This is a genomic window from Enterococcus salsurae, from assembly GCF_054784955.1.
The window spans coordinates 60,424-85,015 of record NZ_BAAHWY010000002.1; the positions used below are offsets into that span (position 1 = coordinate 60,424).

General features: G+C 43.2%; 19 protein-coding genes. 6 read left to right on the forward strand and 13 right to left on the reverse strand.

Annotated elements, in window-relative coordinates; all coding sequences use genetic code 11:
• Positions 1 to 38: 38 nt before the first annotated feature.
• Genes ACYVRS_RS04585 through pcrA form a run of 3 tightly spaced genes read right to left on the reverse strand, consistent with a single transcriptional unit; the run spans position 39 to position 5,409 of the window.
• A complete protein-coding gene (locus ACYVRS_RS04585) occupies positions 39 to 1,136 on the reverse strand; it encodes a CamS family sex pheromone protein (protein ID WP_313537929.1) in 1,098 nt (365 codons plus the stop codon).
• On the reverse strand, positions 1,126 to 3,156 hold the full coding sequence (ligA, locus tag ACYVRS_RS04590) for an NAD-dependent DNA ligase LigA (protein ID WP_313537931.1): 2,031 nt from the start codon (positions 3,154 to 3,156) through the stop codon (positions 1,126 to 1,128). Before ligA ends, ACYVRS_RS04585 begins: the two co-directional genes overlap by 11 nt.
• A 12-nt stretch (positions 3,157 to 3,168) precedes the next feature.
• On the reverse strand, positions 3,169 to 5,409 hold the full coding sequence (pcrA, locus tag ACYVRS_RS04595) for a DNA helicase PcrA (protein WP_313537933.1): 2,241 nt from the start codon (positions 5,407 to 5,409) through the stop codon (positions 3,169 to 3,171).
• Positions 5,410 to 5,521: 112 nt separating this feature from the next.
• On the opposite strand from pcrA, the gene ACYVRS_RS04600 reads away from it, so the two are divergent.
• Complete coding sequence (locus ACYVRS_RS04600; RefSeq protein WP_461202699.1) at positions 5,522 to 7,090, forward strand: ClC family H(+)/Cl(-) exchange transporter; 1,569 nt, start codon at positions 5,522 to 5,524, stop codon at positions 7,088 to 7,090.
• Positions 7,091 to 7,145: 55 nt separating this feature from the next.
• On the opposite strand, the gene ACYVRS_RS04605 is transcribed toward ACYVRS_RS04600, so the two are convergent.
• Complete coding sequence (locus ACYVRS_RS04605) at positions 7,146 to 8,612, reverse strand: alpha-amylase (RefSeq protein ID WP_461202701.1); 1,467 nt, start codon at positions 8,610 to 8,612, stop codon at positions 7,146 to 7,148.
• A 203-nt stretch (positions 8,613 to 8,815) separates the two neighbouring features.
• Between ACYVRS_RS04605 and ACYVRS_RS04610 the strand changes: the two genes are divergently transcribed.
• Genes ACYVRS_RS04610 through ACYVRS_RS04620 form a run of 3 tightly spaced genes read left to right on the forward strand, consistent with a single transcriptional unit; the run spans position 8,816 to position 12,429 of the window.
• Complete coding sequence (locus tag ACYVRS_RS04610) at positions 8,816 to 9,571, forward strand: DeoR/GlpR family DNA-binding transcription regulator (protein ID WP_461197564.1); 756 nt, start codon at positions 8,816 to 8,818, stop codon at positions 9,569 to 9,571.
• Positions 9,568 to 10,485 (forward strand): 1-phosphofructokinase, encoded by a 918-nt coding sequence (pfkB, locus tag ACYVRS_RS04615; RefSeq protein ID WP_461202703.1) that lies wholly within the window; start codon positions 9,568 to 9,570, stop codon positions 10,483 to 10,485. Before ACYVRS_RS04610 ends, pfkB begins: the two co-directional genes overlap by 4 nt.
• A 12-nt stretch (positions 10,486 to 10,497) precedes the next feature.
• On the forward strand, positions 10,498 to 12,429 hold the full coding sequence (locus ACYVRS_RS04620; protein WP_461197566.1) for a PTS fructose transporter subunit IIABC: 1,932 nt from the start codon (positions 10,498 to 10,500) through the stop codon (positions 12,427 to 12,429).
• A gap of 42 nt (positions 12,430 to 12,471) precedes the next feature.
• Here ACYVRS_RS04620 and ACYVRS_RS04625 read toward each other — a convergent pair whose 3' ends face one another.
• Entirely contained in the window at positions 12,472 to 13,797 is a 1,326-nt protein-coding gene (locus ACYVRS_RS04625; protein ID WP_461197567.1) for a hypothetical protein, read from the reverse strand.
• Positions 13,798 to 13,928: 131 nt separating this feature from the next.
• On the opposite strand from ACYVRS_RS04625, the gene ACYVRS_RS04630 reads away from it, so the two are divergent.
• A complete protein-coding gene (locus tag ACYVRS_RS04630) occupies positions 13,929 to 14,108 on the forward strand; it encodes an SPJ_0845 family protein (RefSeq protein ID WP_313537429.1) in 180 nt (59 codons plus the stop codon).
• 40 nt (positions 14,109 to 14,148) lie between these two features.
• On the opposite strand, the gene yihA is transcribed toward ACYVRS_RS04630, so the two are convergent.
• From yihA to ACYVRS_RS04665, 7 genes are all read right to left on the reverse strand, one after another.
• A complete protein-coding gene (yihA, locus tag ACYVRS_RS04635) occupies positions 14,149 to 14,733 on the reverse strand; it encodes a ribosome biogenesis GTP-binding protein YihA/YsxC (RefSeq protein ID WP_054116270.1) in 585 nt (194 codons plus the stop codon).
• A gap of 78 nt (positions 14,734 to 14,811) precedes the next feature.
• On the reverse strand, positions 14,812 to 16,056 hold the full coding sequence (clpX, locus tag ACYVRS_RS04640) for an ATP-dependent Clp protease ATP-binding subunit ClpX (protein WP_312497385.1): 1,245 nt from the start codon (positions 16,054 to 16,056) through the stop codon (positions 14,812 to 14,814).
• Positions 16,057 to 16,282: 226 nt separating this feature from the next.
• Positions 16,283 to 17,566, reverse strand: coding sequence for a trigger factor (gene tig, locus ACYVRS_RS04645; RefSeq protein WP_461197568.1), 1,284 nt, complete (start codon positions 17,564 to 17,566; stop codon positions 16,283 to 16,285).
• Positions 17,567 to 17,688: 122 nt separating this feature from the next.
• The gene (locus ACYVRS_RS04650) at positions 17,689 to 18,636 is read right to left on the reverse strand and encodes a hypothetical protein (RefSeq protein ID WP_461202705.1); all 948 of its coding nucleotides are present in this window, start codon (positions 18,634 to 18,636) and stop codon (positions 17,689 to 17,691) included.
• A gap of 56 nt (positions 18,637 to 18,692) precedes the next feature.
• Positions 18,693 to 19,382 (reverse strand): RDD family protein, encoded by a 690-nt coding sequence (locus ACYVRS_RS04655; RefSeq protein WP_461203123.1) that lies wholly within the window; start codon positions 19,380 to 19,382, stop codon positions 18,693 to 18,695.
• The gene (sppA, locus tag ACYVRS_RS04660; RefSeq protein WP_461202707.1) at positions 19,375 to 20,406 is read right to left on the reverse strand and encodes a signal peptide peptidase SppA; all 1,032 of its coding nucleotides are present in this window, start codon (positions 20,404 to 20,406) and stop codon (positions 19,375 to 19,377) included. The genes ACYVRS_RS04655 and sppA overlap by 8 nt, the downstream gene beginning before the upstream one ends.
• Before the next feature lie 34 nt (positions 20,407 to 20,440).
• The gene (locus ACYVRS_RS04665) at positions 20,441 to 20,731 is read right to left on the reverse strand and encodes a hypothetical protein (protein WP_461202709.1); all 291 of its coding nucleotides are present in this window, start codon (positions 20,729 to 20,731) and stop codon (positions 20,441 to 20,443) included.
• Between the two features lie 444 nt (positions 20,732 to 21,175).
• On the opposite strand from ACYVRS_RS04665, the gene glmS reads away from it, so the two are divergent.
• Complete coding sequence (gene glmS, locus ACYVRS_RS04670; RefSeq protein WP_054116276.1) at positions 21,176 to 22,987, forward strand: glutamine--fructose-6-phosphate transaminase (isomerizing); 1,812 nt, start codon at positions 21,176 to 21,178, stop codon at positions 22,985 to 22,987.
• Positions 22,988 to 23,221: 234 nt separating this feature from the next.
• Here the strand turns inward: glmS and glmM are convergent, their stop codons facing one another.
• Positions 23,222 to 24,577, reverse strand: coding sequence for a phosphoglucosamine mutase (gene glmM / locus ACYVRS_RS04675; protein ID WP_054116278.1), 1,356 nt, complete (start codon positions 24,575 to 24,577; stop codon positions 23,222 to 23,224).
• Positions 24,578 to 24,592 lie beyond the last annotated feature (15 nt).

Here is a 24,592-nt window from a genome sequence, read left to right on the forward strand (position 1 = left end):
TTCATGATTCATGAAATAGAAATTGAAAATTATCATAGTTAATTGAAAACAAAACTAGCAATCGCTGTCGTCTCTGATTCTCTAGAAAGGAACGCTTGCTGCCCTGTGATCGAGCCAATCTGAACCTCGATCACACCCGGCACTTCACTGAAAACCGTTTCGACTTGTTTGCCGACATATTGTGTGAAGCTGGTAACTTCTGTCTTGCTGTAATAATTTGAATCGATGGTGATCACTAATTTTTGCACTTGATCATCTACGTAATAGACTTTCCCACTGACACCGGTCAAGTCAGGAAAGAAGGAAATGATCGCCTCTCTAAAGGTGATAAATTTGCTGTTCAATCCATCATCAGTCGCTGCATTTGACGTGCCGGAAGCAACAGGTAAGATCAGATGCGTTTCATTGACCGGCTCAAATTGATCGATCGTGGTCCCACCTTCAGTACTGACGGTCTGATAAATATAATTGCCGCCAGCGGTGTCATTTTTGGCACTTTGTTCAAATAACCCGATAACGATTGTTACCGTGGCTAGTCCATCGATTTGCCGTACATGGGTCAAGACTGTTTGAATCGTTTTTCGTGCGTTCGCCATCATCGTGTCTCTGGAAATCGTCATCGTTTCTTCACTGCCATAGTAGACACTATTGAAAGCAAACCCTAAACTGATGCCGGCCAATGTTTTGCCGTCTTCTTTCAGAAAATCATGCTCCAGTAATTGTTGAAAAATGATTGGTTCCTCTTGATTCGCGGGGTTCAATCCGAGACTGTCTTCGTCATCGGTGGCACGTTTCAACCAGTTTTTGATGGTATCTGCCGTTAGATATTGCCCTTCTTGAAAATAATGCTGATCAACGGAAAAGGTGTCATACGACAAACGGAGCAGTCCATTGTCAAAATTGGTTTGATTGAAACCATTATTCAGCTTTTCAGCGTTCAATTGACGCGCAGCACTTGTTTGGTATTTGCCATCTGTCATCACGGCTTGATAGACTTGATTGTTTAGCCTGCCGGTGGTGATATTGCCCCCGGTCGTCACATCGCCTTGGTCGATAGTGGTGATGCCTTTTTCTAGATTTCCGCAACCGCTGAGGCAAATCAAAACTGCCGCTATAAAAAGTGCATTACGTTTCATTCACCTGACTCCCTTCAATAGCAGTAACCATTTGTGCTTCTTCCCACACAGTCACCCCTAAATCCTGGGCTTTTGTCAATTTGCTGCCGGCCTCTTCACCAGCAACGACGATATCGGTTTTCTTTGAAACGCTGCCTGTCACTTTCCCCCCCAGCTGCTCAATCTTTTCTTTGGCTTCTTCGCGGGTAAAGTGTGAAAGCTTGCCTGTTAAGACAACGGTTTTGTCTTTGAAAGGTGACGTAACAGCAGAAAGATCTGCTTGCCGAATCCCATGATAGGCGAAATTCACGCCGCCTTTTTCAAACTCATCCAACAATTCATGGACTTCCTGATTGGCAAAATAAGCGACCACGCTCTCGGCAATCGTCGTGCCGATCGATTCTAGTGCGATGATTTCTGCTTCTTGCGCTTTTTGGAGGCTGCGGAGATCTCCGAAATGGGCAGCGAGGATTTTTGCTGCTTTGGCGCCGACATGGCGAATACCTAATCCAAATATCAGACGTTCCACCGAGTTGTTTTTGCTTGCTTGAATCGACTGCAATAAGTTGGCGGCCGATTTTTCTTTGATTTTATCTAAGGTCAGCAACTGTTCTTCGGTCAAGTAATATAAACCCGCCGCATCATTGATCAGCCCTTTATCAAACATTTGTGCCAATACCCTAGGGCCTAACCCATCGATGTTCATGGCATTACGGGAAACAAAGTGGCTCAGCCCTTCTTTGAGTTGGGCTGGACATTTTGGATTGATACACCGCAGGGCGACTTCTTCATCTAAGTGGATCAATTCACTGTCACAGATTGGACAATGGGTCGGTATCGGATAAGGTTGGCTGTCATCACTGCGTTTTTCTGTCAATACTTTTGACACTTCAGGAATAATATCTCCAGCTTTATAGATGATCACTGTATCCTTTAAACGGATATCTTTCATCTGGATAAAATCAACATTGTGCAGACTCGCTCGGCTGACTGTCGTTCCTGCGACTCGGACAGGGGTCATCACAGCAGTTGGTGTAACGACACCTGTCCGTCCAACTGTCCATTCAATGGTCTCAATCATGGTTTCCGCTTCTTCTGGAGGAAATTTGTAAGCAGCTGCCCAGCGAGGCGCTTTAACGGTAAACCCTAGTTGATCTTGGTCGGCAAATTGGTTGACTTTGATCACGACACCATCGATCTCATACGGCAATTGACTGCGTTTTTCATGAAACTCTTCAATATACGCCCACACTTCGTCAATTGAATGACATAAGCGGCGCTCGTGATTGGTCCGAAAGCCCAGTTGATCCAATTCATGGAGTGCACCAAACTGATCATGGGCTTCGATTGGGCCAAAATCAGCTAGTGTATATAAGAAAGTACTTAAATTCCGTTGGGCAGCGATACGGGTATCTAGCTGCCGTAAGCTGCCGGCTGCGGCATTTCTAGGATTGGCAAAGATTTCTAACCCGTCTTCTTCTCGTTGCGTGTTTAGCTTCAAAAAAGAAGCTTTGGGCATATAACACTCGCCGCGAACTTCCAATGACATTGATTCCTTCAAACGCAAAGGGATCGATTTGATCGTTTTGAGATTTTCGGTGATATTTTCGCCCACTGTACCATCCCCGCGGGTTGCACCACGCACAAAACGGCCATTTTCATATTTAAGGGAGATCGACAAACCATCGATTTTCAATTCACAGACATAGTCTACTGCTCTGCCTAGCGCTTTTTGGACACGGGCATCAAAGGCTATGATCTCTTCTTTGTCAAACACATCATTCAAACTATATAAGGGAATATCATGAGTCACTTTTTCAAAACCTGGCAGAATCACGCCTCCCACCCGCTGTGTAGGCGAGTCTTCTGTGACAAGTTGCGGACATTCTGTTTCTAAAGCCACAAGTTCAGCATATAACTGATCATAGATATAATCTTCCACTGCAGGCTGATCTTTGACATAGTACGCATACGCATATTGGTTTAATTCGGTGCGCAGTGCTTCAGCGCGTTCTTGTTGTTCTTTTGTCGGACTATCCATGAGCAAGACCTCCTATTTTTCAATTTTTTCGATGGGGGCAAAGGCGGCCAATAATCGTTTGACCCCTTGTTGCGGGAAGGCAACATCTAACTCGGTATCTTGCGCGCTGCCTGACGTCCGAACGACGGTACCGACACCCCATTTTTTATGATTGACTTTCTCTCCCACCTGCCATTGATTGCCGGCTGCGGTGGTGGTTTGTTTGGAATTGACTGTTGTTTGACGCGGCTGTGTATAGCCAGGCTTGAATACTTTCGGCTGAAATGGTGCAGCCTTTGGTTGCTGTCTTTCCCCTAAAGACTGTATTAAGTCTTTTTCGATTTCTTCAATGAATCTTGATGGACGATTGTACTGTGTCCTACCGTAGAGGGTACGAGAAAAAGCGTTGGTCATAAATAATTCCTGTTCCGCCCGGGTGATTCCTACATAGGCTAAACGACGTTCTTCCTCCAACTCACTCTCTTCCATCAAGGCGCGTGACAGTGGGAAGACATTTTCTTCTAGGCCAATCAAAAAGACCACAGGGAATTCTAGTCCTTTGGCAGCATGGAGGGTCATCAATGTGACTTGGCTGCTTTCTTCTTCATAACTGTCCACATCAGATAAGAGGGCTAAGTCATTCAAGAAGACCGTCAGTTTTTCATCAGGCGCATCCGCATCATCTTCATTCTGACTTTCAAAACGTTTATCGAATTCTTGTGTCACGGATAAAAACTCTTCTAAGTTTTCTAAACGCGCTTGGGCTTCTAGTGTATTTTGGTTCTCTAGTTCTTGACGATAGCCAGTTTTGTCTAAAATCTCTTTGGTCAATTCTGTGATTGACAGATAAGGGATCATTTGCGCAAACCCATCCATCATCAGCCCAAAACTGCCGATTTCTTTTCCGGCTTTTCCAGAGATGTTGGCAAGATCGACATTGATCGCCGCTTCTAGTAGCGACCATTCATGCATAGTCGCAAACGCTCGAAGTTTTTCCACAGATGTGGCACCGATACTGCGCTTGGGTACATTGATGATTCGTTCTAAGCTGATCGAATCACTAGGATTGGCAATCGCAGACAGATAGGCAAGAATATCCCGGATCTCTTTGCGGTCATAGAACTTTCTGCCACCGACCATGGTATAGGGCACGTTGGCTTTCAGCAACATTTCTTCAATGATCCGTGATTGCGCATTGGTGCGGTACAAAATGGCAAAGTCGCCGAACTTGCGGCTTTTTTCCGCAATTTGCTTTTGCATTTCACTGACGATAAAGCGGGCTTCGTCTCGTTCACTATCGCCGCGATAATAGGTGATTTTTTCGCCGGAAGTATTTTCTGTCCACAATTTCTTGTCTGGTCGATTGCGATTATTGCGAATCACTTGATTGGCTGCTGATAAAATCGTTTGTGTAGAACGATAATTTTGTTCCAATAAGATGGTCGTGGCATCGGGGTAATCTTTTTCGAAATCCAAGATATTTTGCATATTTGCCCCGCGCCAACCATAGATACTTTGGTCCGCATCGCCGACAACACACAAATTTTTGAAACGGGCGGCCAATAAATTCACTAGTGTATATTGGGCATGGTTGGTATCTTGATATTCGTCGACATGGATATAGTGGAATTTCCGTTGATAAAACTGCAAAGCATCTTCGTTTTCTTGGAGCAAGCGAATCGTGTTCATGATCAAGTCATCAAAGTCCATGCACTGATTGTTGCGGAGTTCTTTTTGATAGCGTACGTAGCAGCGACCAACGATCTGTTCGAACAAGCTGCCTTCAAGGGCATTATAGGCTTCTGGCGTCTGCAATTCATTCTTTGCGTGGGAGATCGCACCCAAAATAGCACGAGGATCATATTTTTTGGGATCAATATTCAGTTCTTTCAAAATACGTTTCATCAAAGTATTTTGTTCAGAGGAATCCACAATGGTGAAACTTTTGGCATAGCCGATTCGGTCGACATCCCTGCGCAAAATGCGGACACACATTGAGTGGAAGGTGGATACCCAGACATCTTCTCCTCCGCTGCCTAGTAAGTTGGTGACCCGTTCCTTCATTTCTTTGGCGGCTTTATTGGTAAACGTAATGGCCAAAATATTCCATGGATTTACATCTTTTTCTTCAATCAAATAAGCGATACGGTGTGTCAAAACACGGGTTTTGCCACTACCAGCCCCCGCCATCAATAGCAGCGGTCCCTCCGTATGCATAACGGCTTCTTTTTGCCGCGGATTCATTCGTGCCAATAATTCATTTTTGGATGACATGTTTTTAAACATCCTTTCTTTCTCAATCTCTTCAATTATAGCATTATCCATAGTATCGGAAAACCGAACGCGTCGAAAAAAACTATTGTTATCTAAGTCAGTTGGGTTTAACATGGAAAGGAAAGCGAGGAATAAGATGAAATACTTACATACACACGCAATCGACACGACACGATTGCTATTTATCGTCAAAGGGATCCTCGTTGGTGCAGTGGCTGGTGTGATCGTCAGTTTGTTCCGGCTATCGATCGAAACGGTGAGCGCTTTGGTGGTATCCGTCTATCACTATCTAGATGCGCACCCGCATTTGCTTCCTCTCTGGTTGGCGGTATCCCTTGCAACAGGGGTGCTGATTGCATTGCTCGTACGCTGGGAGCCGCAGATCAAAGGCAGCGGGATCCCACAAGTCGAAGGTCTACTTGCAGGTGAACTTTCCTACAATTGGTTTTCAGTCTTATGGAAAAAATTTATCGGGGGTATTTTGAGTGTTGGCTCCGGCCTTTTCTTAGGGCGGGAAGGACCGTCGATCCAATTGGGTGCAGCCGTTGGGCAAGGGATCAGCGCTTGGTTCAAAGGTCCTTCTTATGAAGAAAAAATATTGATTTCCAGTGGCGCAAGTGCTGGCTTGTCAGCAGCCTTCAATGCGCCGATTGCGGGATTATTGTTTGTTTTAGAAGAGATCCATCATTCCTTTTCACCTTTGGTTTGGTTGACTGCGTTAACTTCTGCCCTCACGGCAAATTTTGTTTCTTTGCACTTTTTTGGCTTGCAACCAGTCTTGTATCAAGGAACCGTGAGTGATTTACCCTTACCTTATTATGGTACATTGGTGGTCTTAGGGCTGATATTAGGGGGATTGGGCCGTTTATATCAGCTGAATCTTTTGTCATTACCCAAATTGTTTGGAAAACTGCCGCTCTCATCAAACTGGTACAGCCTCGTACCTTTTGTGCTGATCATACCAATTGGGCTATTTTTTCCCCTTTACTTAGGTGGCGGCAACCAGATCATCCTCCAGTTAAGCCGTCTCCATCAACCACTACTGCTGTTGATCGGTTTGTTTGTGCTGCGCTATTTATTTTCAATGGTTTCTTATGGTGCCGGATTGCCAGGTGGGATTTTCTTGCCTATTTTGACCCTTGGCGGAATTTTAGGTGCGATCTATGGTACGATCTTGCATACCTGGTTTGGGTTAGACACCATCTACATCAAAAATTTCGTGATCGTTGCCATGGCGGGCTACTTCACAGCCATAGGGAAGGCCCCACTTACTGCGATTATTCTGGTAACAGAAATGGTTGGCTCAATCAATCATCTGATGCCTTTGGGCTTGGTCAGCTTGACAGCTTACGTGGTTGTTGACTTGTTGGGTGGGCATCCCATTTACGAAACTTTATTGGAACGTCTTCAGCCCAAACAAATGGCCTCGATCAAAGGGAAGACCCACGTCATTGAATTGCCAGTAACGGTTGAAAGCATGTATCACGGCTGTGCCGTAAAAGACCTGAACTGGCCGGAACATACATTGCTGATTCGCATTCGGCGCGGCGCCTATACGTTGATCCCCAAAGGCGATACGATTCTTCAAGCAGGTGATCTGCTCATGGTTCTGACCGACTCCCTTGAATCCAATCAATGGATCAAAGCACAAGCATTGCTGCTCAATCAAAATCAAATCTAGCAAAAAAGGAAAAGATTCCCTGTCAGGGCATCTTCTCCTTTTTTTATTCTGATGGTCATTGGAAATACTTAGCAACCAGTTTTTGATTGACATAGATGGATACTTGGCCATCATTGACTGGGAATAAGCCTTTGCCTGTATCATCAAGAACAACCTCAGCTTGATTGTTGCCTAAAATGTCAACAAACGTTTCGCCCCCATGAATGGCGCTGATCGTCATTTCTTTTTCTGCCCCTTGTGCATTGGTCATGACCACCGCTAGACCAGAAAGTTCATGTTCATAATCTCCTGTCAAGACCCACCCAATCGCGCTGGGATCATCAAAGTAATCGACTTGATTGCCAAAAGCCAATTTTTCTCGTAGTTTCAGCATATGGATCAATGCATCACCGACCGGGCCGACATCTTGCTCAGGAATACCGAACAGATCGCCCCAGAAAACCACCGGTGTGCCCGCTTTGCGCAATAAAATCAAAGAATAGGCATGGACTTTGAACCAGCCATCTACCCATGATTCTAAACTTTGTCCGACTTGGGTATCGTGATTATCAACGAAAGTTACAGCATAGTCTTCTCTTGAATCAATCAATGTATTGGCAAAAATTTGACGCATATCATATTCACCATTAGAATGTGCGGCTTCATATAGATTGTAGTGCAGTGGTACATCAAACAAGTTGATCAGATTGCCAGAGGAGTCGAGATACTCTTCAAGTTTAGGCAAGTCCCCCGACCAATACTCTCCTACCACGAATAAAGGCTCACCTTTTTCTCCACGACGGTTCAGCAACCAATCGGCATAATAATTGAACTCAATATGCTTCACTGCATCCAAACGAAACCCATCAACATCCGTCAATGACAAATACCACTTGCCCCATTTGTCTAGCTGCTCCACTGTTTCAGGATTCTCCATATCAAGGTCGCATCCCATCAGATAGTCGTAGTTCCCCATCTCATCATCAACTTCTTGCTCCCACCCTTTATCCCCGATATTGAATAAAGCGTGATCTTTGGTTCGGTCATCATAATCGACACCTGAAAAGTTTTTCCACGTCCAAATGTAATCATTATAGGTACCTTTTCGACCAGGAAATGTAAACTTGGTCCAGGCTTCGATCTCTTCTTCACCACTGATTTGTTCATTTCGATTGTTCCAATCATACTTGACAGCTGGGACGACTTCCTTCTCATCTCCGCCGATCAAATGATTAAAGACAATATCCGCATAAACCTCCAGCCCATGTTCTTTTAGTGACTGAATAGCGGCTAAATATTCATCTTTGGTCCCATATTTAGTCGGTATTGACCCCTTCTGGTCAAATTCGCCTAAATCATAGTAATCATACACACCATATCCGACATCTTTAGAACCAGCAGTTCCTTTATATGCAGGAGGAAGCCAAATTGCTGTGAAACCATAATCTTTTAATTCTTGACTCATTTCTTTTAATTTACGCCAATGTTGGCTATCGGCCGGCAGATCCCATTCAAAACCTTGTAAAATAATTTTATTCGTCATTAATATCCCCCCTTCATTCAATTAAGCCAAATAAATAGCCAAACTGTCAAATATTAAACGATGATGAGAAACAAATTGACTGGAAATATGGCGTTATTTGACCGTTTTCTTATATTGACGCTTACATTTTGAATGGTTTTTACTGTTTATGATTGATTTTGATTGTTTGCTGTGTTACTATGACTTGTGAAGAGGTGATGAAAATGCTTACAGAAGAACGCCATCAAGCGATTTTGGCTCGTTTAGAGCTTGATGAGATCGTCAAAGTCAGCGACTTATTGCAACAGCTGGAAGCGTCAGAGTCGACGATCCGCAGAGATCTGCAAGATTTGGAGGACAAAGGATTTTTGGTTCGGATCCACGGTGGTGCCAAAAAAAGTCAGCAACTGGGTTTTGAACCGAATATGACAGAAAAAACCGCCAAGTTCCAGTCCGAAAAACAATTGATTGCCAAACAAGCAGCGAGTGTGATCAAAGATGGCGAAGTCATTTACTTAGACGCTGGCACTACGACGCTAGAAATGATTCCTTTCTTAAAAACGATCCATGCCTTGAAAGTGGTCACCAATTCTGTTAAGCATGCTTCACTGTTGATCGATCACAGTATCGACACCTTGATTTTAGGTGGTACGATCAAAATTGCTACAAATGCGGTTTTAGGAATCACAGCCAGTGAACAACTGCGGAAATTGCGCTTCAACCGATGCTTTATGGGGATGAATGGCGGTCATACTGAAGCTGGTTTTACGACACCTGATCCTGAAGAAGCAATGATCAAACAGATTGCTATTGAACAAAGTCAACAAGCCTATGTGCTGCTTGATCATTCTAAATTCCAACAAACGACATTTGCACAAGTGGCCACGATCGAAGCAGCTACGATCATCACCGATTATTGCCCGAAAAATTATTTGACGAAATTCCGAGCAAAAACAACATTAATGGAGGTATTCGCATGATTTACACGGTAACACTTAATCCGTCGATCGATTTTATTGTACATGTCGATCACTTAGCGATTGGTGCCCTAAACAAAATGACGCAAGATTTCAAATTACCTGGTGGCAAAGGCATCAACGTTTCTCGTATTTTAAAACGAATCGACGTAGATTCAACCGCACTTGGTTTTGTCGGTGGTTTTACTGGCACCTTCATCAGCGACTGGTTAATGAAAGAAGCAATCGATCAACAATTTACGTCTGTAACTGATGATACCCGCATCAATATCAAACTAAAATCTGGAGAAGAAACTGAGATCAATGGATTAGGTCCAGCCATTTCAGAAAGTGAAATGGCAGATCTAAAAGCCAAATTCAGCCAGCTAAAACCCGACGATATCGTGATTTTATCCGGCAGCAAACCTGCAGGACTTGCTGCTGACTTTTATGAAGATTTGATTGAACTCGTTCAAAATGCCGGCGCTGATTTTGTGATCGACACAACTGGGGCTGAGCTTTTTGCCGCTTTGCCTGCACACCCACTGTTGATTAAACCCAATAATCATGAATTGGCAGAGTTATATCAAACATCATTTTCAAGTATCGAGGATATTTTGCCTTATGGCCAAAAAATGCTGCAAGATGGCGCAAAAAATGTCATCGTTTCATTAGGCGGCGATGGTGCATTATTGTTTAGCGGTGAAAAAATCTATCGCACGAATGTACTAAAACGACCATTGAAAAATTCAGTAGGTGCTGGAGATTCAATGATCGCAGGATTTATTGGGCGCTATGCAGAAACGCGGGATGTCGTTGAAGCATTTAAATGGGGTGTCGCTTGCGGCAGTGCAACAGCTTTTTCAGATGACTTAGCCCAAGCGGATTTCATTCATGAATTGTTGCCAGAAGTTGAAGTCAAAGAGATATTTATCTAGGAGGATGGAAAAATGAAAATCAATGAATTGCTGCTTAAAGATGCCATGATCATGGATTTGCAAGCTGTTGACAAAAAAGGTGCCATTGACGAAATGGTGGCAAAATTATACGCGGTTGGTCGTATTTCTGATGAGAACGTTTATAAAGACGGCATTTTGGCTCGTGAAGCCCAAACTTCAACTGGTTTAGGTGACGGTATCGCCATGCCTCACGCCAAAAATAGTGCAGTCAAAGAAGCAACCGTTTTGTTTGCCAAAAGCCAACATGGTGTTGATTATGAAGCACTAGATGGTCAGCCCACATATTTATTCTTTATGATCGCAGCACCCGAAGGCGCCAACGATACCCATTTACAAGCATTGGCTGGTCTATCTCGTCTTTTGATCAATCCAGCATTTGTTGACAAATTAAAAACTGCAACAACACCTGAAGAAGTCCAACAACTTTTCGCTGCAGCAGAAGCACAGCAAGAAGCTGATGCCCTTGCTGAGGAACAAGCAGCCAGTGTTGCAGCAGAAACAACGAGCGAACGTCCATACTTAGTCGCTGTTACAGCGTGTCCAACTGGGATCGCCCATACGTATATGGCTGAAGATGCATTGAAGAAAAAAGCCAAAGAATTAGGTATTGATATCAAGGTTGAAACCAATGGATCAGAAGGAATCAAAAACCGATTGACTGAAGCAGATATTGCCCGAGCAGCTGGTGTCATTGTAGCGGCTGATAAAAAAGTCGAAATGGACCGTTTTGACGGTAAACACTTGGTCAATCGTCCAGTCAGTGATGGGATTCGCAAAACAGAACAATTGATCAATGAAGCATTAAGCGGCAAAGCGCCGGTTTTCCATGGAACGGGTCAAGCTTCAGCAAGTGATGAAGATGGTTCCGCTGATGGCTCTATCGGCCAACGGATCTACAAAGACTTGATGAACGGTGTCTCTCATATGCTGCCTTTCGTTATCGCTGGCGGGATCATGATCGCGATTTCCTTTATGATCGATCAATTTATCGGTGTGCCTCAAGATTCTTTAAGTCAGTTGGGTAGTTATAACCAATCAGCTGCTTGGTTCAATCAAATCGGTAGTGCGGCGTTTGGTTTCATGCTTCCTGTCTTAGCTGGGTTTATCGCTTCTAGTATCAGTGATCGTCCAGGTCTGATCGTTGGGTTTGCTGCAGGTGCGTTAGCAAGCAGTGGCGGCGCTGGTTTCTTAGGTGCGTTGATTGGTGGTTTCTTAGCAGGTTATGTGATCAAGTTCTTGCGTTCATTGTTCAAAGGATTGCCAAAATCATTAGATGGGATCAAAACGATTCTCTTCTACCCTGTCTTCGGTCTATTGATCACTGGTTTCTTGATGTTGCTGATCAATGTACCAATGAAAGCCATCAATGATGGATTGAACACTTTCTTAACAGGTTTAAGCGGCACAAACGCAGCTTTATTAGGTGCTTTGTTGGCTGCGATGATGGCTGCTGACTTAGGCGGACCGATCAACAAAGCAGCGTATGTATTTGGTACTGCAACATTGGCGACAACTGTCGCTGAGGGCGGCAGCGTAGTGATGGCTTCTGTCATGGCTGGCGGTATGGTGCCACCATTAGCGATCTTCGTAGCAACCTTGTTGTTCAAAAACAAATTTACCAAAGACCAAAAAGAAGCAGGTTTGACCAATATCGTCATGGGACTGTCTTTTGTCACAGAAGGTGCGATTCCTTTTGCCGCAGCTGATCCCCTTCGTGCGATCCCAAGTTTCATCATCGGATCGGCACTGACAGGTGCCTTGGTCGGCGCATTTAATATCCAATTAATGGCGCCACACGGCGGAATCTTTGTGGTATTGCTCTTGTCAAAACCTTTGCTATTTTTATTGTTTATATTGATTGGTGCGATCATTTCAGGTATTATCTTCGGCCTATTGAAGAAAGAACCTGAAGAGATTGCCTAACCATCAAAAAGCAGATCACGATGCCCGTGATCTGCTTTTTTCTTATTTTGCCATGAACTGCTGCTGCGCGAGTTTTTGGACACTCATAAAATACACTTGCAGTTTCTTGCCGTCTTTCTTCAATGTAACCCTGGTATATTTACTGTTGCGATGTACATAACCAAAACGGATATCCGGAATTGCTTCTTTTAAAGCGTCAATTGGCAGCGTATCAAGTGCCTCTGGCGGCAAATAAAATTGCAAGCATACAGCATAATCTTTAAACGCATCAGCGGAAAAAGATATATCTAGATGATTGCGAATATAAAACACGTAAGCCGCGATGCCATCATCCAAAGTCAGCTCTGGTTGAAGGACCACATAGTCCATCATACGCAAACGTTCGCGATCGATCCAAGGAAAATAAGCTTGCGCATTCAAGTAGCCTTTGACGCGCTTTTCTTGGTAATTTTGTTGGACTAAATCGAAACTACGGGTGACAAAATGGGTCGCTCTGCGTTTGGTCGTCGGCTGCAATTGATCATTTTGGTATTGGATCGTTTGGATGATCTGCGGCCCAAAGGCATACTCGATAAAAGGTTCCCGCAACACCCCCACACCATTGTCCCAAGCCAATTGATCGATGCCTGTTTGATCGCGAAACAATCTCTGATAAGTTAAGTTCACCTCGAGATCCCATTGATCAGGTTCACGATATAACTCCACCATGATCACATCATGTGCTAAAGTGGTGATTTTTTCGACTTGCTGGGTATCTTTGATGATGATGCTTGGCATGATTTGCTCATAGTAAGCAGAAAAATACATGCGCCAGCAGGATGTCAGTGTGTAGCCAGTATAAAACACATCGTAGCCTGCAAATTGATTACAGTCGATCACCACCGCTTGATTCATATTTTTCCGTTTAGGTAAAAGCGCGATCTCATTTTGGCTTTGAAACTGTTGACGTTTCTCGATATTCTCGACATTATGGGCTAGAAATTCGTCATAGGCGCGTAAATAAGCAAACAACCCATTGTTAGACATCGTGGTATCAAAATAGTCTTGGATGACCCCTCTAAAACTGTCAAAAACACGTTTCGTCAACAAGTGCCGTTGCAACACAGCATCCTCAATAATATGGATACTCGACTCATTTTCACCATCTGTGACGATCAGTTCGAAACTGGCTTGATGTTTTCCTTTCTGCAACAGCTCTTTGACGGTATCGAAGTCATAGGGTTGTTTCAGTTGCTGATCGATATAAAACTCGACCGGTTGATAACACAAACGTACCAGTACCAACCAATTGTCGATGTGCTGTTGTAAAGCCGCTTCATCCAAAGGCGCCGACTGGATAAGCCCGTACATCTTCTCTGTCTTGATCAATTTTTTTCACCTCGATCCATCCCTTTTATTTAATTATAGTAAAGCCTGTGGTGAATGAACACTATTTCGCTTAATTTAGATGAAATCCAGCATGATTCGTGATACACTAGAGTCCCTTGGAGGTGAACAATATGGGCTTAAAATTCCAACGAGAAGATTCTCTAGACAAAATGTTTGATGATTTTGCCTTTCTTCCCGACAATGACAAAGACAACAAAAAACAAGAACTTGATATTGAACGTTTTCTGAAAGATGATGATGAGAAGAAAACGAAAAATGTTCAGACAGAAACCAATAAAAAGACTAAATAAAAAAAGAAAAGCCATCAAATTTAAAATGGCTTTTCTTTTTTTATTTGATGGCTTCTTCGATTGCTTGCCACGCTTCTTCTTTTCCTTGCTTTGTAACAGCTGAAAATAGAATAAAGGTATCGTTGGCATCGAAAGATAGGGCTTTTTTGACCATACTTTCATGTTTGTTCCATTTGCTGCGGGGAATCTTGTCCGCTTTGGTGGCCACAACGATCACAGGGATCTCATAGTATTTCAAAAAGTCATACATCTGAATGTCCTCTTGTGAAGGTGCGTGACGCAAATCAACAAGGGAAACAACTGCCCGCAATTGCTGGCGTTCTGCTAGATATGTTTCGATCATCTTCCCCCACTTGGCACGCTCTGTTTTTGATACTTTTGCATATCCATAGCCAGGAACGTCGACAAAATGCAATGCTTGCTCGATCAAGTAAAAATTCAAGGTCTGGGTTTTTCCTGGCTTGGAGGATGTCCGGGCCAAATTTTTACGATCGATCAAGGTATTGATAAAAGAGGATTTACCGACATTTGAACGACCCGCTAAGGCGATTTCTGGTAAGTTGGTGTCTGGGTACTGCGCTGGTGCGACAGCACTAATGACGATTTCAGCTTGATGTACTTTCATCCACTCACTCCTTTCATGACTCTTTATTTTACTCAAAAAAAAGCCGGATAGCAATAAGACTATCCGACGACGTCTAAATTAGACTGCTTTTTTTGTTTCTTCATTATAAATGATCGTAGGTTCACCCTGCTCCTTGGCCGCATCTTCTGTAATGATCACTTTTTCGATCGATTCATCAGAAGGGACATTGAACATCACGTCCATCATAATATTCTCTATAATAGAGCGTAAACCACGGGCCCCTGTATTGCGTTCAATGGCTTGGTCAGCAATCGAACGCAATGCTTCAGGTTCGAATGCCAATTCAGTATCATCTAACGCCAACAGTTTTTGGTATTGTTTGACCAATGCATTCTTCGGTTCTGTCAAAATATGCACCAAATCATCTGTGGTTAGTTTTTCTAACGCTGCCATTACAGGTAAGCGTCCAATAAATTCAGGAATCAACCCAAACTTCAATAAGTCTTCGGGAATGATTTGCTGCATCACGCTTTCCCCTTCAGAGAAACGTTTGTTGTTGGTACCAAAGCCAATCGTTTTTTCGCCTAAGCGATTCTTGACGATTGTTTCAATGCCGTCAAATGCCCCACCAACGATAAACAAAATATTCGTCGTATCGATTTGGATCATTTCTTGATGCGGATGCTTACGGCCACCTTGAGGCGGTACACTCGCAGTTGTGCCTTCTAAAATTTTCAACAGCGCTTGTTGCACACCTTCACCAGAAACATCGCGGGTAATCGATACGTTCTCGCTCTTACGGGCGATTTTATCGATCTCATCAATATAAATGATGCCTTTTTCAGCCATCTCTACATTGTAGTCAGCCGCTTGCAATAGTTTCAACAAAATATTTTCAACGTCTTCACCGACATAACCTGCTTCGGTTAAACTTGTGGCATCTGCGATCGCGAAAGGTACATTTAATGATCTTGCCAATGTCTGCGCTAAGAACGTTTTCCCAGAACCAGTTGGTCCGATCAGACAGATATTGCTTTTTTGCAATTCAACATCTTCTGCTGACGTTTCAGCGTTGACCCGTTTGTAATGGTTATAAACAGCCACAGCCAGCGTCCGTTTGGCACGGTCTTGACCTATGACATATTCATTCAGGACATTCAACAATTCCTGTGGTTTAGGCACTTCAGTAAACTCACGGATTGCTTCTTCATAAAACTCTTCATCGATAATATCTTTACAAAGATCGATACATTCATTACAAATATAGACGCCAGGTCCAGCGACGATCTTTTTGACTTCTTCTTGTGTTTTGCCGCAAAAAGAACAACGAACAGCTTCATTCCCATTTGTGTTATCGTACATACTGTTCACCCCTTGAAAATTTTCCAACCTATATGAAAGGAGTGGAATTTTGATGACCAAATTTACAGTCTTCATCAATCATATCATATCTTTTTTGAAAGAAAAAGTTCTTTTTACTTTCTATACGTCTTTCTTATCATTTGTTAGTAAAATGTTTAAACTTCGACAAGACGACCAATAAAAAACGGCAAACACCTAAAGATGTTCGCCGCTTAAATTTTAGAAATTACGCTTCTTTGGCAGTTCCAGTCACAACTTCAACTGCTTTTTTCATTGTAATATCATGTTTCAACATATCTTCTGTTAAGACACGTTTGATTTGATCAACAGGCATGTTATATGCTTCAGACAATTCTTTGATTTCATTTTCAATGTCTTCATCTGTTGCTTCTAATCCTTCTGCTTTCGCAATGGCTTCAACGACAAGATTTGTTTTGACGCGTGTTTCTGCTTCGCCTTCAAATTGTGTATGCAAGTCAGCTTCAGTAGAACCAGTTAATTGATAGTACATTTCAGGTGAAATGCCTTGTTGTTGCATGTTGTTCAAGAATTCATCCATTGAACGGTGTACTTCATCATGGACCATTGAATGTGGCAATTCAAGAATTTCAGCATTTTCAACTGCTTGACGGATTGCTGCTTCGTCTTTTGCATCTTCTGCTGCTTTTTCTTTGGTTTCAGTTAATTCAGTACGGTATTTTTCTTTCAATTCAGCCAATGATTCAACGCTGTCATCGATATCTTTTGCAAATTCATCATCTAATTCTGGCAATTCTTTGGCTTTCACTTCATGAACGGTTACTTTGAAGACTGCTTCTTTACCAGCTAAATCTTCTGCTTGATAGTCTTCAGGGAAAGTGACAGTTACGTCTTTGCTTTCGCCAGCTTTTGTACCAACAAGTTGTTCTTCAAAGCCAGGAATGAATGAATTAGAACCTAATTCTAATGAATAGTTTTCGCCTTTGCCGCCTTCAAATGTTTCTTCGCCTAAGAAACCTTCGAAATCGATCACGACAGTGTCGCCATTCTCTGCTGCTTCGTCTTCTTTGATGACCAATTCAGCTTGCGCTTCTTGTTCACGTTTGATGCGTGCATCCACATCTTCATCCGTTACTTCACGGTCTTGTTTTTCAACTGTTAAATCTTTGTAGTCGCCTAATTTCACTTCTGGTTTCACTGTGACTTCAGCTTTGATCGTCCAATCTTCACCTTTTTCCATGCTGACAACATCGATTTTAGGTTGTGATACAGGATCGATCCCTGCTTCTTTGACAGCTGCTTCGTACGCTTCTGGCAAGACAGCGTTCAATGCATCTTCATACAACGCTTCTTCGCCGTACATCCGGTTGAAGACTTGACGTGATACTTTCCCTTTACGGAAACCTGGTACGTTCAAGTTGCCTTTCACTTTGTTGAATGCAGTTGTTAAGCCTTTTTGGATTTCAGCTTGTGCAATCGTAAATGTTAAAGCACCATCATTCGTGCCTGTTTTTTCCCAATTTGCAGTCATTTATTTCCCTCCGAATATAAATTATGTTTGACATATGAAATAGTTTCATGCATACCTTTAAATAGTACACTAACGTTGTTTAATTGTAAACATTTTACAATGAAAGTTGCAAATTTTTCTTTCTAGAATCGTGTTTCCTGCAAGATGGCCCGCAGTCGTTCTTTGCGAAGGCGGATGCTATTTTTTTGTTTTGCAGAAGGGTCATTGTTCGCTGCCCCACGGTAATCGGCAATATAACTATCGATCCAAGCATCTACTTGTCCTTCAAGGGGCAAAAATGGGTAGCTGATTGCTAAATGATCTGTGATCTCAGCGCGGACACTTTCAGCCAAGATTGGATCCTCTTGGGCGATCGTGTCATTGATCCGTGCCATGATGCGCTGATAAACCGGCATTTCTGGCAGTACGCGCAATAGATGAGGATTGAATTGTTGCCGATCGCCCATGTAATCAACGACCGTAAATGCTTCGTCAACATCTAAACGGACCAACTCTTCTATCAAGCGCGGCAACAGATAGACATTTCTCAATCGCGGCAGCAAATCCCTGACCAAATCGATCAACTGCTGACTAGTCATCCCTTGCACGAAACTTTGCCATTCTCGATAATTCACAGGTTGACGTAAATTATCGATGTGCAATAATTGCTCTTTTTTGGCTAAGTGATCTTCCATACCGAGAATCTGTTGCACTTCCTCTACCTTATCGATCTCAAAGCGCATCTGCTGCAATAGCGCTTCTGACACCTGCTGCCTTTGTCCTAAGGCCAGCCATCTGTGGGCCTTCAAGTATTGCCCATCCAATACATATAAATGTCCGATCTGTAAAAACCCATTCGGATCAAGCAGATAATCCGTCAAATAATCGTCGGCGGTTTCCAATGCTTTAGCAAAATCTTTCAACTGCTGTAAACAGTCCACCAACCATTGATTGACAGCGAAGGTATGATCCAACGCATATAGTTCACGGTATAGGCGATACGCTTGCAAAAATTCTTTCCCTTGATAGGCTTTTTCCGCTGCGATTCTCAGTCTTTTTTCTGGACTTGGGAAATCGATTGTTTCTCCCATAGTTAACACCTCAATTTTTTGATTGGTCTTTGACACATCCGGCCACAGTCAGCCCATTACACGTCTTGCTGCACTTGCACCTGTTTATTGAAGGCTTTGATCAGATTGATCGTCACGACACTGGTATCCGCGAAATAATCTGCTGCATGCTGTTTCCTTTTGCTGAAAATACTTGGTAGGTACCCTAAGTAAAACAACCAATAGAATTGCAAGACATACCGTCCACATAATTCCCTGATCAAGACCGTTTGCCAGTTTAACTGTGTGTCTTCAAATGAAATCACTCGAATACCGAAGATCATTTTGCCAATCGTTTGGCCATGATTGCATTTCGTCAGCAGCACAAAATACGCGAGATAGATTGCCAATGATACCAATTGATAAAGGCCAAAAGGATGCGCACCAATCGCCAGGCCTTGTAAACGATAGACACTGCCGATGGTCATCTCGGTCACAGAATGGATCAATATCAAATCGATAGTGAAGGCAAAGAGGCGGATCCAAAAACCAGCAAAAAAGTAATCAGGAAAGTCATGGATCACGGGTGGTTGCGCGGCTTGACGCTCAGGCGCCTCAACATGTTGCCAAGCGTGTTGATTGGCTTCGATTTCTTCTTTGGTATAGGCTTCTTTTTCAAAAGAGGATAACACTTGCTGATAAAAATCATCTGGATGCGCTGGTTGCTCCTTGTTTGGTGTTGGTTTAGGCTGCGGCGGCACTTGTTTTTCTTGATCCAACTTACTCACCTCCGTAGTAATATAACGGTTTTGGTGCATCACTTGTCCCTAAGCTTTCCACGACTTCTAAGATCCGATCCGTATTGGAGGCATGCAGCCCTTGAAACTCGGCCAGCTTTGAGCCAAGCCATGTGGCAGCAAAGCCAGTATTGTCGACATCATACGTAAAAATTTCTGCCTGTTCCAAGTTTAAATCGTGTTGCATCGCTGCTAGCGCATCTTCCGGAAACCCAATCTCATCGACCAAACCAACTTCTAAAGCTTGTTGGCCGTCGTAAATACGGCCATCCGCAATTTGACGGACAGCTTCTTCAGTCATCCCCCGACCTTCAGCAACGATCGCTACAAAACGACCATACGCGTTGTCGACAAAGGTTTGCAACACTTCTTTGTCTGCTTCAGTCACTTCTCTTGAAGCAGAACCGGCATCTTTGAGTGCGCCACTTTTATAGGTGCTGTCCTCGATACCGAGCTTTTCAAACAAGCCAGCGTAATTGATGCCAGACATGATGACGCCTATTGATCCAGTGACTGTTTCTTCGGTGGCAAAAATCTTGTCTGCACCTGCGGAAATATAATAACCACCGCTAGCAGCCATATTTTTCATCGAGACATACATAGGTATTCCTTGTTCCTTGATCTTCGCCAATTCCCGCGCAATCTCTGCACTTTCATAGACACCGCCTCCTGGCGTATTGACTTCAAATAAAATACCGCTGATCGTAGGATCTTGCTGGATCATCCGCAATTCTTCTAGAAAAAGTTGATGATCATACGTCTCTGAAGTGAATAAGCCCCCACTAGACGTATTGGCGATTGTGCCTTCCAACGTCAAGCGTACGATCCGCTGGTCTTCATCTCCTGATACCACAGGTGTTTCTGCGATTGTATTACTGCCATAAAACAATGCATTCAATCCTTGCAAGGATGACGTATCTTCGGTGGTATCTCTTGTTGTCAACAATGTAAAGACCCCCGAACAAATAAATAACCCCGCCGCAATCACTACGGCAATCCATCTTCTTTTATTCATTTTTCCCTCCTATTTGATTCTTATCGATCCATGATCAATAAAGATTTTGAATGACGATGACAGCTTCAGCAGCACCGCTGCTCTCGAATTTCGCACTTTTTTCCGCTAATACATAGCCGCCAAAAAATTCCTTTGTTAACTCATCTTGTACTTGAAAAGGTTGTGCAGACGCTACTGATACCGCACCAGGCGAAATTTCTTGTAAACTGTCCCAACCTGTATCCAAGAAAATCTTCGTATCGTCCGTGACCTGGTCATTGGCTGCTAAAGTCGCCACCAATTCTTTCAATTCAGAAAATTTCATACAACTTACTTGTTCTGCCATTTGGATTCCTCACTTTCTTTCCATTCAATTGTAGCGAAATTGCAAAAGAAAGGATAGCCATTCGCGTAAATTTCATCGGATTCTTTTGTTTCAAGATAAGCTACAGCCTAAATGTTCCTTAATCACTGTGTGTTTAATTTTAATACCATCTATACCAATATTCTTTATTTTTGATTTCTATTGACAGAACAACCTCTAAATAGTATTATATTGCTTGTATTTCTATAAAATAGTTTCAAGGAGGATAGATAGACCAATAAGGATAGCGCCTGATCTGGCAACAGATGACGAGGAAAGAGCTTATCGAAATTTTCGGCGGATGGCTCTAGGGACTGCACTCTACAAGCAAACACAAATCACATTGAAAAATGTCCACAAACCGTTTGCTGCGCAGATAGAAATACATAATCGACAGAAAAAAATTTTGAAAGTAGGATTGTCATTATGTGTGGAATTGTAGGAATTGTTGGAAAGTCAAATGCAGAGCAGATTATTTTGAACGGATTGGAACGATTGGAATATCGCGGATATGATTCGGCGGGGCTATACGTTGCAGATCGTACCTCTGATCACTTGATCAAGGCACAAGGAAGAATCAAAAACTTGGAAGCCAAAGTGACACCAGAGGTAACAGGAACGATCGGTATCGGACACACACGCTGGGCAACCCATGGTATCCCATCAGAACGCAATGCCCATCCCCATACTTCTGGAAACGAAGAATTGGTTTTGGTCCACAATGGTGTGATCGAAAACTTTGAAGAATTACACGAAACTTATGTGGCAGATCATCATTTTGCCGGCCAAACAGATACAGAAATCGTCGTCCACTTGATCGAAGTCTTGAAAGCGCAAAGTGGCAGCACGACCAAAGAAGCATTCAAACAAGCGTTGACTTTGATTCGCGGCTCATATGCCTTCGCTTTAGTTGACAAGAAAGACCCTGATACGATTTACGTTGCGAAAAATAAAAGTCCTCTGTTGATCGGCCTTGGCGATGGATTCAATGTGATCTGCAGCGATGCCTTAGCGATGCTCGATCAAACAACGCACTTTGTTGAGATTGAAGACGGTGAAATGGTCACGGTCAAAGCAGATGAAATCGTGATCGAAGATTTGAAAGGCAACTTGGTTTACCGTGAATCATATGAAGCACAATTAGATTTGACTGATATCGAAAAAGGGACTTACCCTTACTACATGCTGAAAGAGATCGATGACCAACCGACTGTGATGCGCCGTCTTGTGCAAGAATATCAAGGCACAAACGGAGATGTGACCATCGATAGCCAATTAAAAGCAGAAATGATCGCTAGTGATCGTATCTACATCATCGCTTGCGGTACCAGCAACCACGCTGGCTGGGCGGCAAAAGCCATTCTTGAAACGTTGACTGAGATCCCTGTTGAAGTTCATTTGTCTAGTGAATTCGGCTACAATACGCCATTGCTTTCAGCAAAACCTTTCTTTATCTTCTTGACCCAAAGCGGCGAAACTGCCGATAGTCGTCAAGTATTGGTCAAGATCAATGCATTAGGCTTGCCTAGTCTAACGATCACCAATGTAGCAGGCTCCACCTTATCTCGGGAAGCCAAACACACCTTATTGCTGCATGCTGGCCCTGAGATTGCGGTAGCTTCAACGAAAGCTTATACCGCACAAATCGCAGTGATGACCTTATTGGCTAAAGCGATTGGCGACGAAAAAAATGTCCCTGCAGCTATCGACTTTGATGTCTTTCATGAATTAAGTATTGTTGCATCTACGATGGAAACACTCGTGGATGAAAAAGCAGTGATCAGTCAGTTTGCTGAAGACTTCTTGGCAACAAGCCGCAATGCTTTTTATATTGGCCGAGGCAACGATTATTATGTATCGATGGAGGCAGCTTTAAAACTAAAAGAAATCTCATATATCCAAGCAGAAGGTTTCGCTGCTGGCGAATTAAAACACGGCACCATCGCTTTGATCGAAGAAGGCACCCCGGTGATTGGAATCATCTCAGAAGCTGTTACAGGTTCTCATACTCGAGGCAACTTGAAAGAAGTTGAATCCCGTGGCGCACACACGTTGGTCATTGCGAGCCAAGAACTGGCAAAACCTACAGATCAAATCATCATCCCGACTGTCCACCCATTAGTGACCAGTTTAGTGTCCGTGATTCCAACACAACTGCTAGCTTATTTCGCGACACTACAACGTGGCTTTGATGTGGATAAACCTCGTAACTTAGCAAAATCTGTTACAGTTGAATAAGTTTTTTAAAAGATGATATCCATAATATGATCAAAAGAAAACAAGCAACATTACCCGTCAAATGGGCAATTGTTGCTTGTTTTTTTGATGTGTTTTCTAAAAGTTTTTTTTGCATCACACTTTTTAGATAGCACCTCTATTCAGACTGATACGAACAGATGATACCAAAATGAATGAAACGGTTGCCCCGTTTCACAAAAAAACCAACGAATCATCGTTGGTTTTAGGTATTTTCTATTCTGCACCGATTTCTTCACGAACAACTGCGGCAATTTTGTCCACATAGTAATCGACTTTTTCAATCGTTGGCGCTTCTGCCATGACACGCAACAACGGCTCTGTTCCTGAAGGGCGAACCAAAATCCGGCCTTCTCCGTTCATTTCGGCTTCTGCTTCAGCCACGATCTTGGCGATAGCCGGTACATCCATCGCGCCATTTTTATCTGTGACGCGAATATTGACCAATTTCTGTGGATAGATCGTCACTTCGCCAGCAAGTTCAGATAGTTTTTTGCCAGTTTGCTTCATAATATTCAATAATTGGATCCCAGACAGCAAGCCGTCCCCAGTTGTATTGAAGTCTAAGAAGATCATATGACCTGACTGTTCTCCGCCAAAGTTATAATCGTTTTTACGCATTTCTTCCACAACATAACGGTCGCCAACTTGTGTGATCACGTCTTTCAAGCCAATTGCTTCAACAGCTTTATGGAAACCTAGGTTGCTCATCACAGTTGTCACGATCGTCCCTTGGTTCAGCCGTTTTTGTTCTGCTAAGTATTTGGCACAAATATACATGATTTTGTCCCCATCGACAATGTTTCCTAGCTCATCAACTGCGATCACACGGTCGCCGTCGCCGTCAAAAGCCAAACCAGCATCTGCGCCTTTTTCAACGACAAATGCCGCCAATTTTTCAGGATGAGTTGAACCAACACCGTCATTGATATTCAAGCCGTCGGGCGATGTCCCCATCGTATAAAAATCGGTTTCCAGATCGGCAAACAACCGATTGACACTCGTTGCCGTGGCGCCATTGGCTGCATCGACACAAACTGTGATCCCTTCTAGATCCCCTGGAATTGTTTGTCGTAAAAATTGCGAATATTTGAGTAATCCTTCAGGAAATTCATCGACCGTACCCAAGCCTTCTGCAGAGGGTCTTGGCAAGGTATCTTCTGGTGCATCAAGTAAGGCTTCGATCTCAGCTTCTTGTTCATCCACCAACTTGAACCCATCGTTTCCGAAAAATTTGATACCGTTATCTAAAGCTGGATTATGCGAAGCCGAAATCATTACGCCGGCGCTCGCTTTTTGAATTTTCGTTAAATAAGCCACCCCTGGCGTTGAGATCACGCCTAATTGAAATACTTCGATCCCTACAGATAAAAGACCTGCTATCAAAGCATTTTCCAACATTTGCCCTGAGATCCGGGTATCTCTACCTACTAAAACCCGTGGCTGGCGATCATCTGTTTCATGCTGACTTAATACATAGCCGCCGTAACGACCTAGTTTAAAAGCTAATTCAGGTGTCAATTCCTTATTGGCTTCTCCGCGCACACCATCTGTACCAAAATATTTTCCCATTTTAAAAACCTCTCT

Coding starts and splice junctions, on each gene's coding strand:
- ACYVRS_RS04585 (WP_313537929.1), bottom strand. CDS start 1,136: ATGAAACGTAATGCACTTTTTATAGCGGCAGTTTTGATTTGCCTCAGC.
- ligA (WP_313537931.1), bottom strand. CDS start 3,156: ATGGATAGTCCGACAAAAGAACAACAAGAACGCGCTGAAGCACTGCGC.
- pcrA (WP_313537933.1), bottom strand. CDS start 5,409: ATGTCATCCAAAAATGAATTATTGGCACGAATGAATCCGCGGCAAAAA.
- ACYVRS_RS04600 (WP_461202699.1), top strand. CDS start 5,522: ATGGAAAGGAAAGCGAGGAATAAGATGAAATACTTACATACACACGCA.
- ACYVRS_RS04605 (WP_461202701.1), bottom strand. CDS start 8,612: ATGACGAATAAAATTATTTTACAAGGTTTTGAATGGGATCTGCCGGCC.
- ACYVRS_RS04610 (WP_461197564.1), top strand. CDS start 8,816: ATGCTTACAGAAGAACGCCATCAAGCGATTTTGGCTCGTTTAGAGCTT.
- pfkB (WP_461202703.1), top strand. CDS start 9,568: ATGATTTACACGGTAACACTTAATCCGTCGATCGATTTTATTGTACAT.
- ACYVRS_RS04620 (WP_461197566.1), top strand. CDS start 10,498: ATGAAAATCAATGAATTGCTGCTTAAAGATGCCATGATCATGGATTTG.
- ACYVRS_RS04630 (WP_313537429.1), top strand. CDS start 13,929: ATGGGCTTAAAATTCCAACGAGAAGATTCTCTAGACAAAATGTTTGAT.
- yihA (WP_054116270.1), bottom strand. CDS start 14,733: ATGAAAGTACATCAAGCTGAAATCGTCATTAGTGCTGTCGCACCAGCG.
- clpX (WP_312497385.1), bottom strand. CDS start 16,056: ATGTACGATAACACAAATGGGAATGAAGCTGTTCGTTGTTCTTTTTGC.
- tig (WP_461197568.1), bottom strand. CDS start 17,566: ATGACTGCAAATTGGGAAAAAACAGGCACGAATGATGGTGCTTTAACA.
- ACYVRS_RS04650 (WP_461202705.1), bottom strand. CDS start 18,636: ATGGGAGAAACAATCGATTTCCCAAGTCCAGAAAAAAGACTGAGAATC.
- sppA (WP_461202707.1), bottom strand. CDS start 20,406: ATGAATAAAAGAAGATGGATTGCCGTAGTGATTGCGGCGGGGTTATTT.
- ACYVRS_RS04665 (WP_461202709.1), bottom strand. CDS start 20,731: ATGGCAGAACAAGTAAGTTGTATGAAATTTTCTGAATTGAAAGAATTG.
- glmS (WP_054116276.1), top strand. CDS start 21,176: ATGTGTGGAATTGTAGGAATTGTTGGAAAGTCAAATGCAGAGCAGATT.
- glmM (WP_054116278.1), bottom strand. CDS start 24,577: ATGGGAAAATATTTTGGTACAGATGGTGTGCGCGGAGAAGCCAATAAG.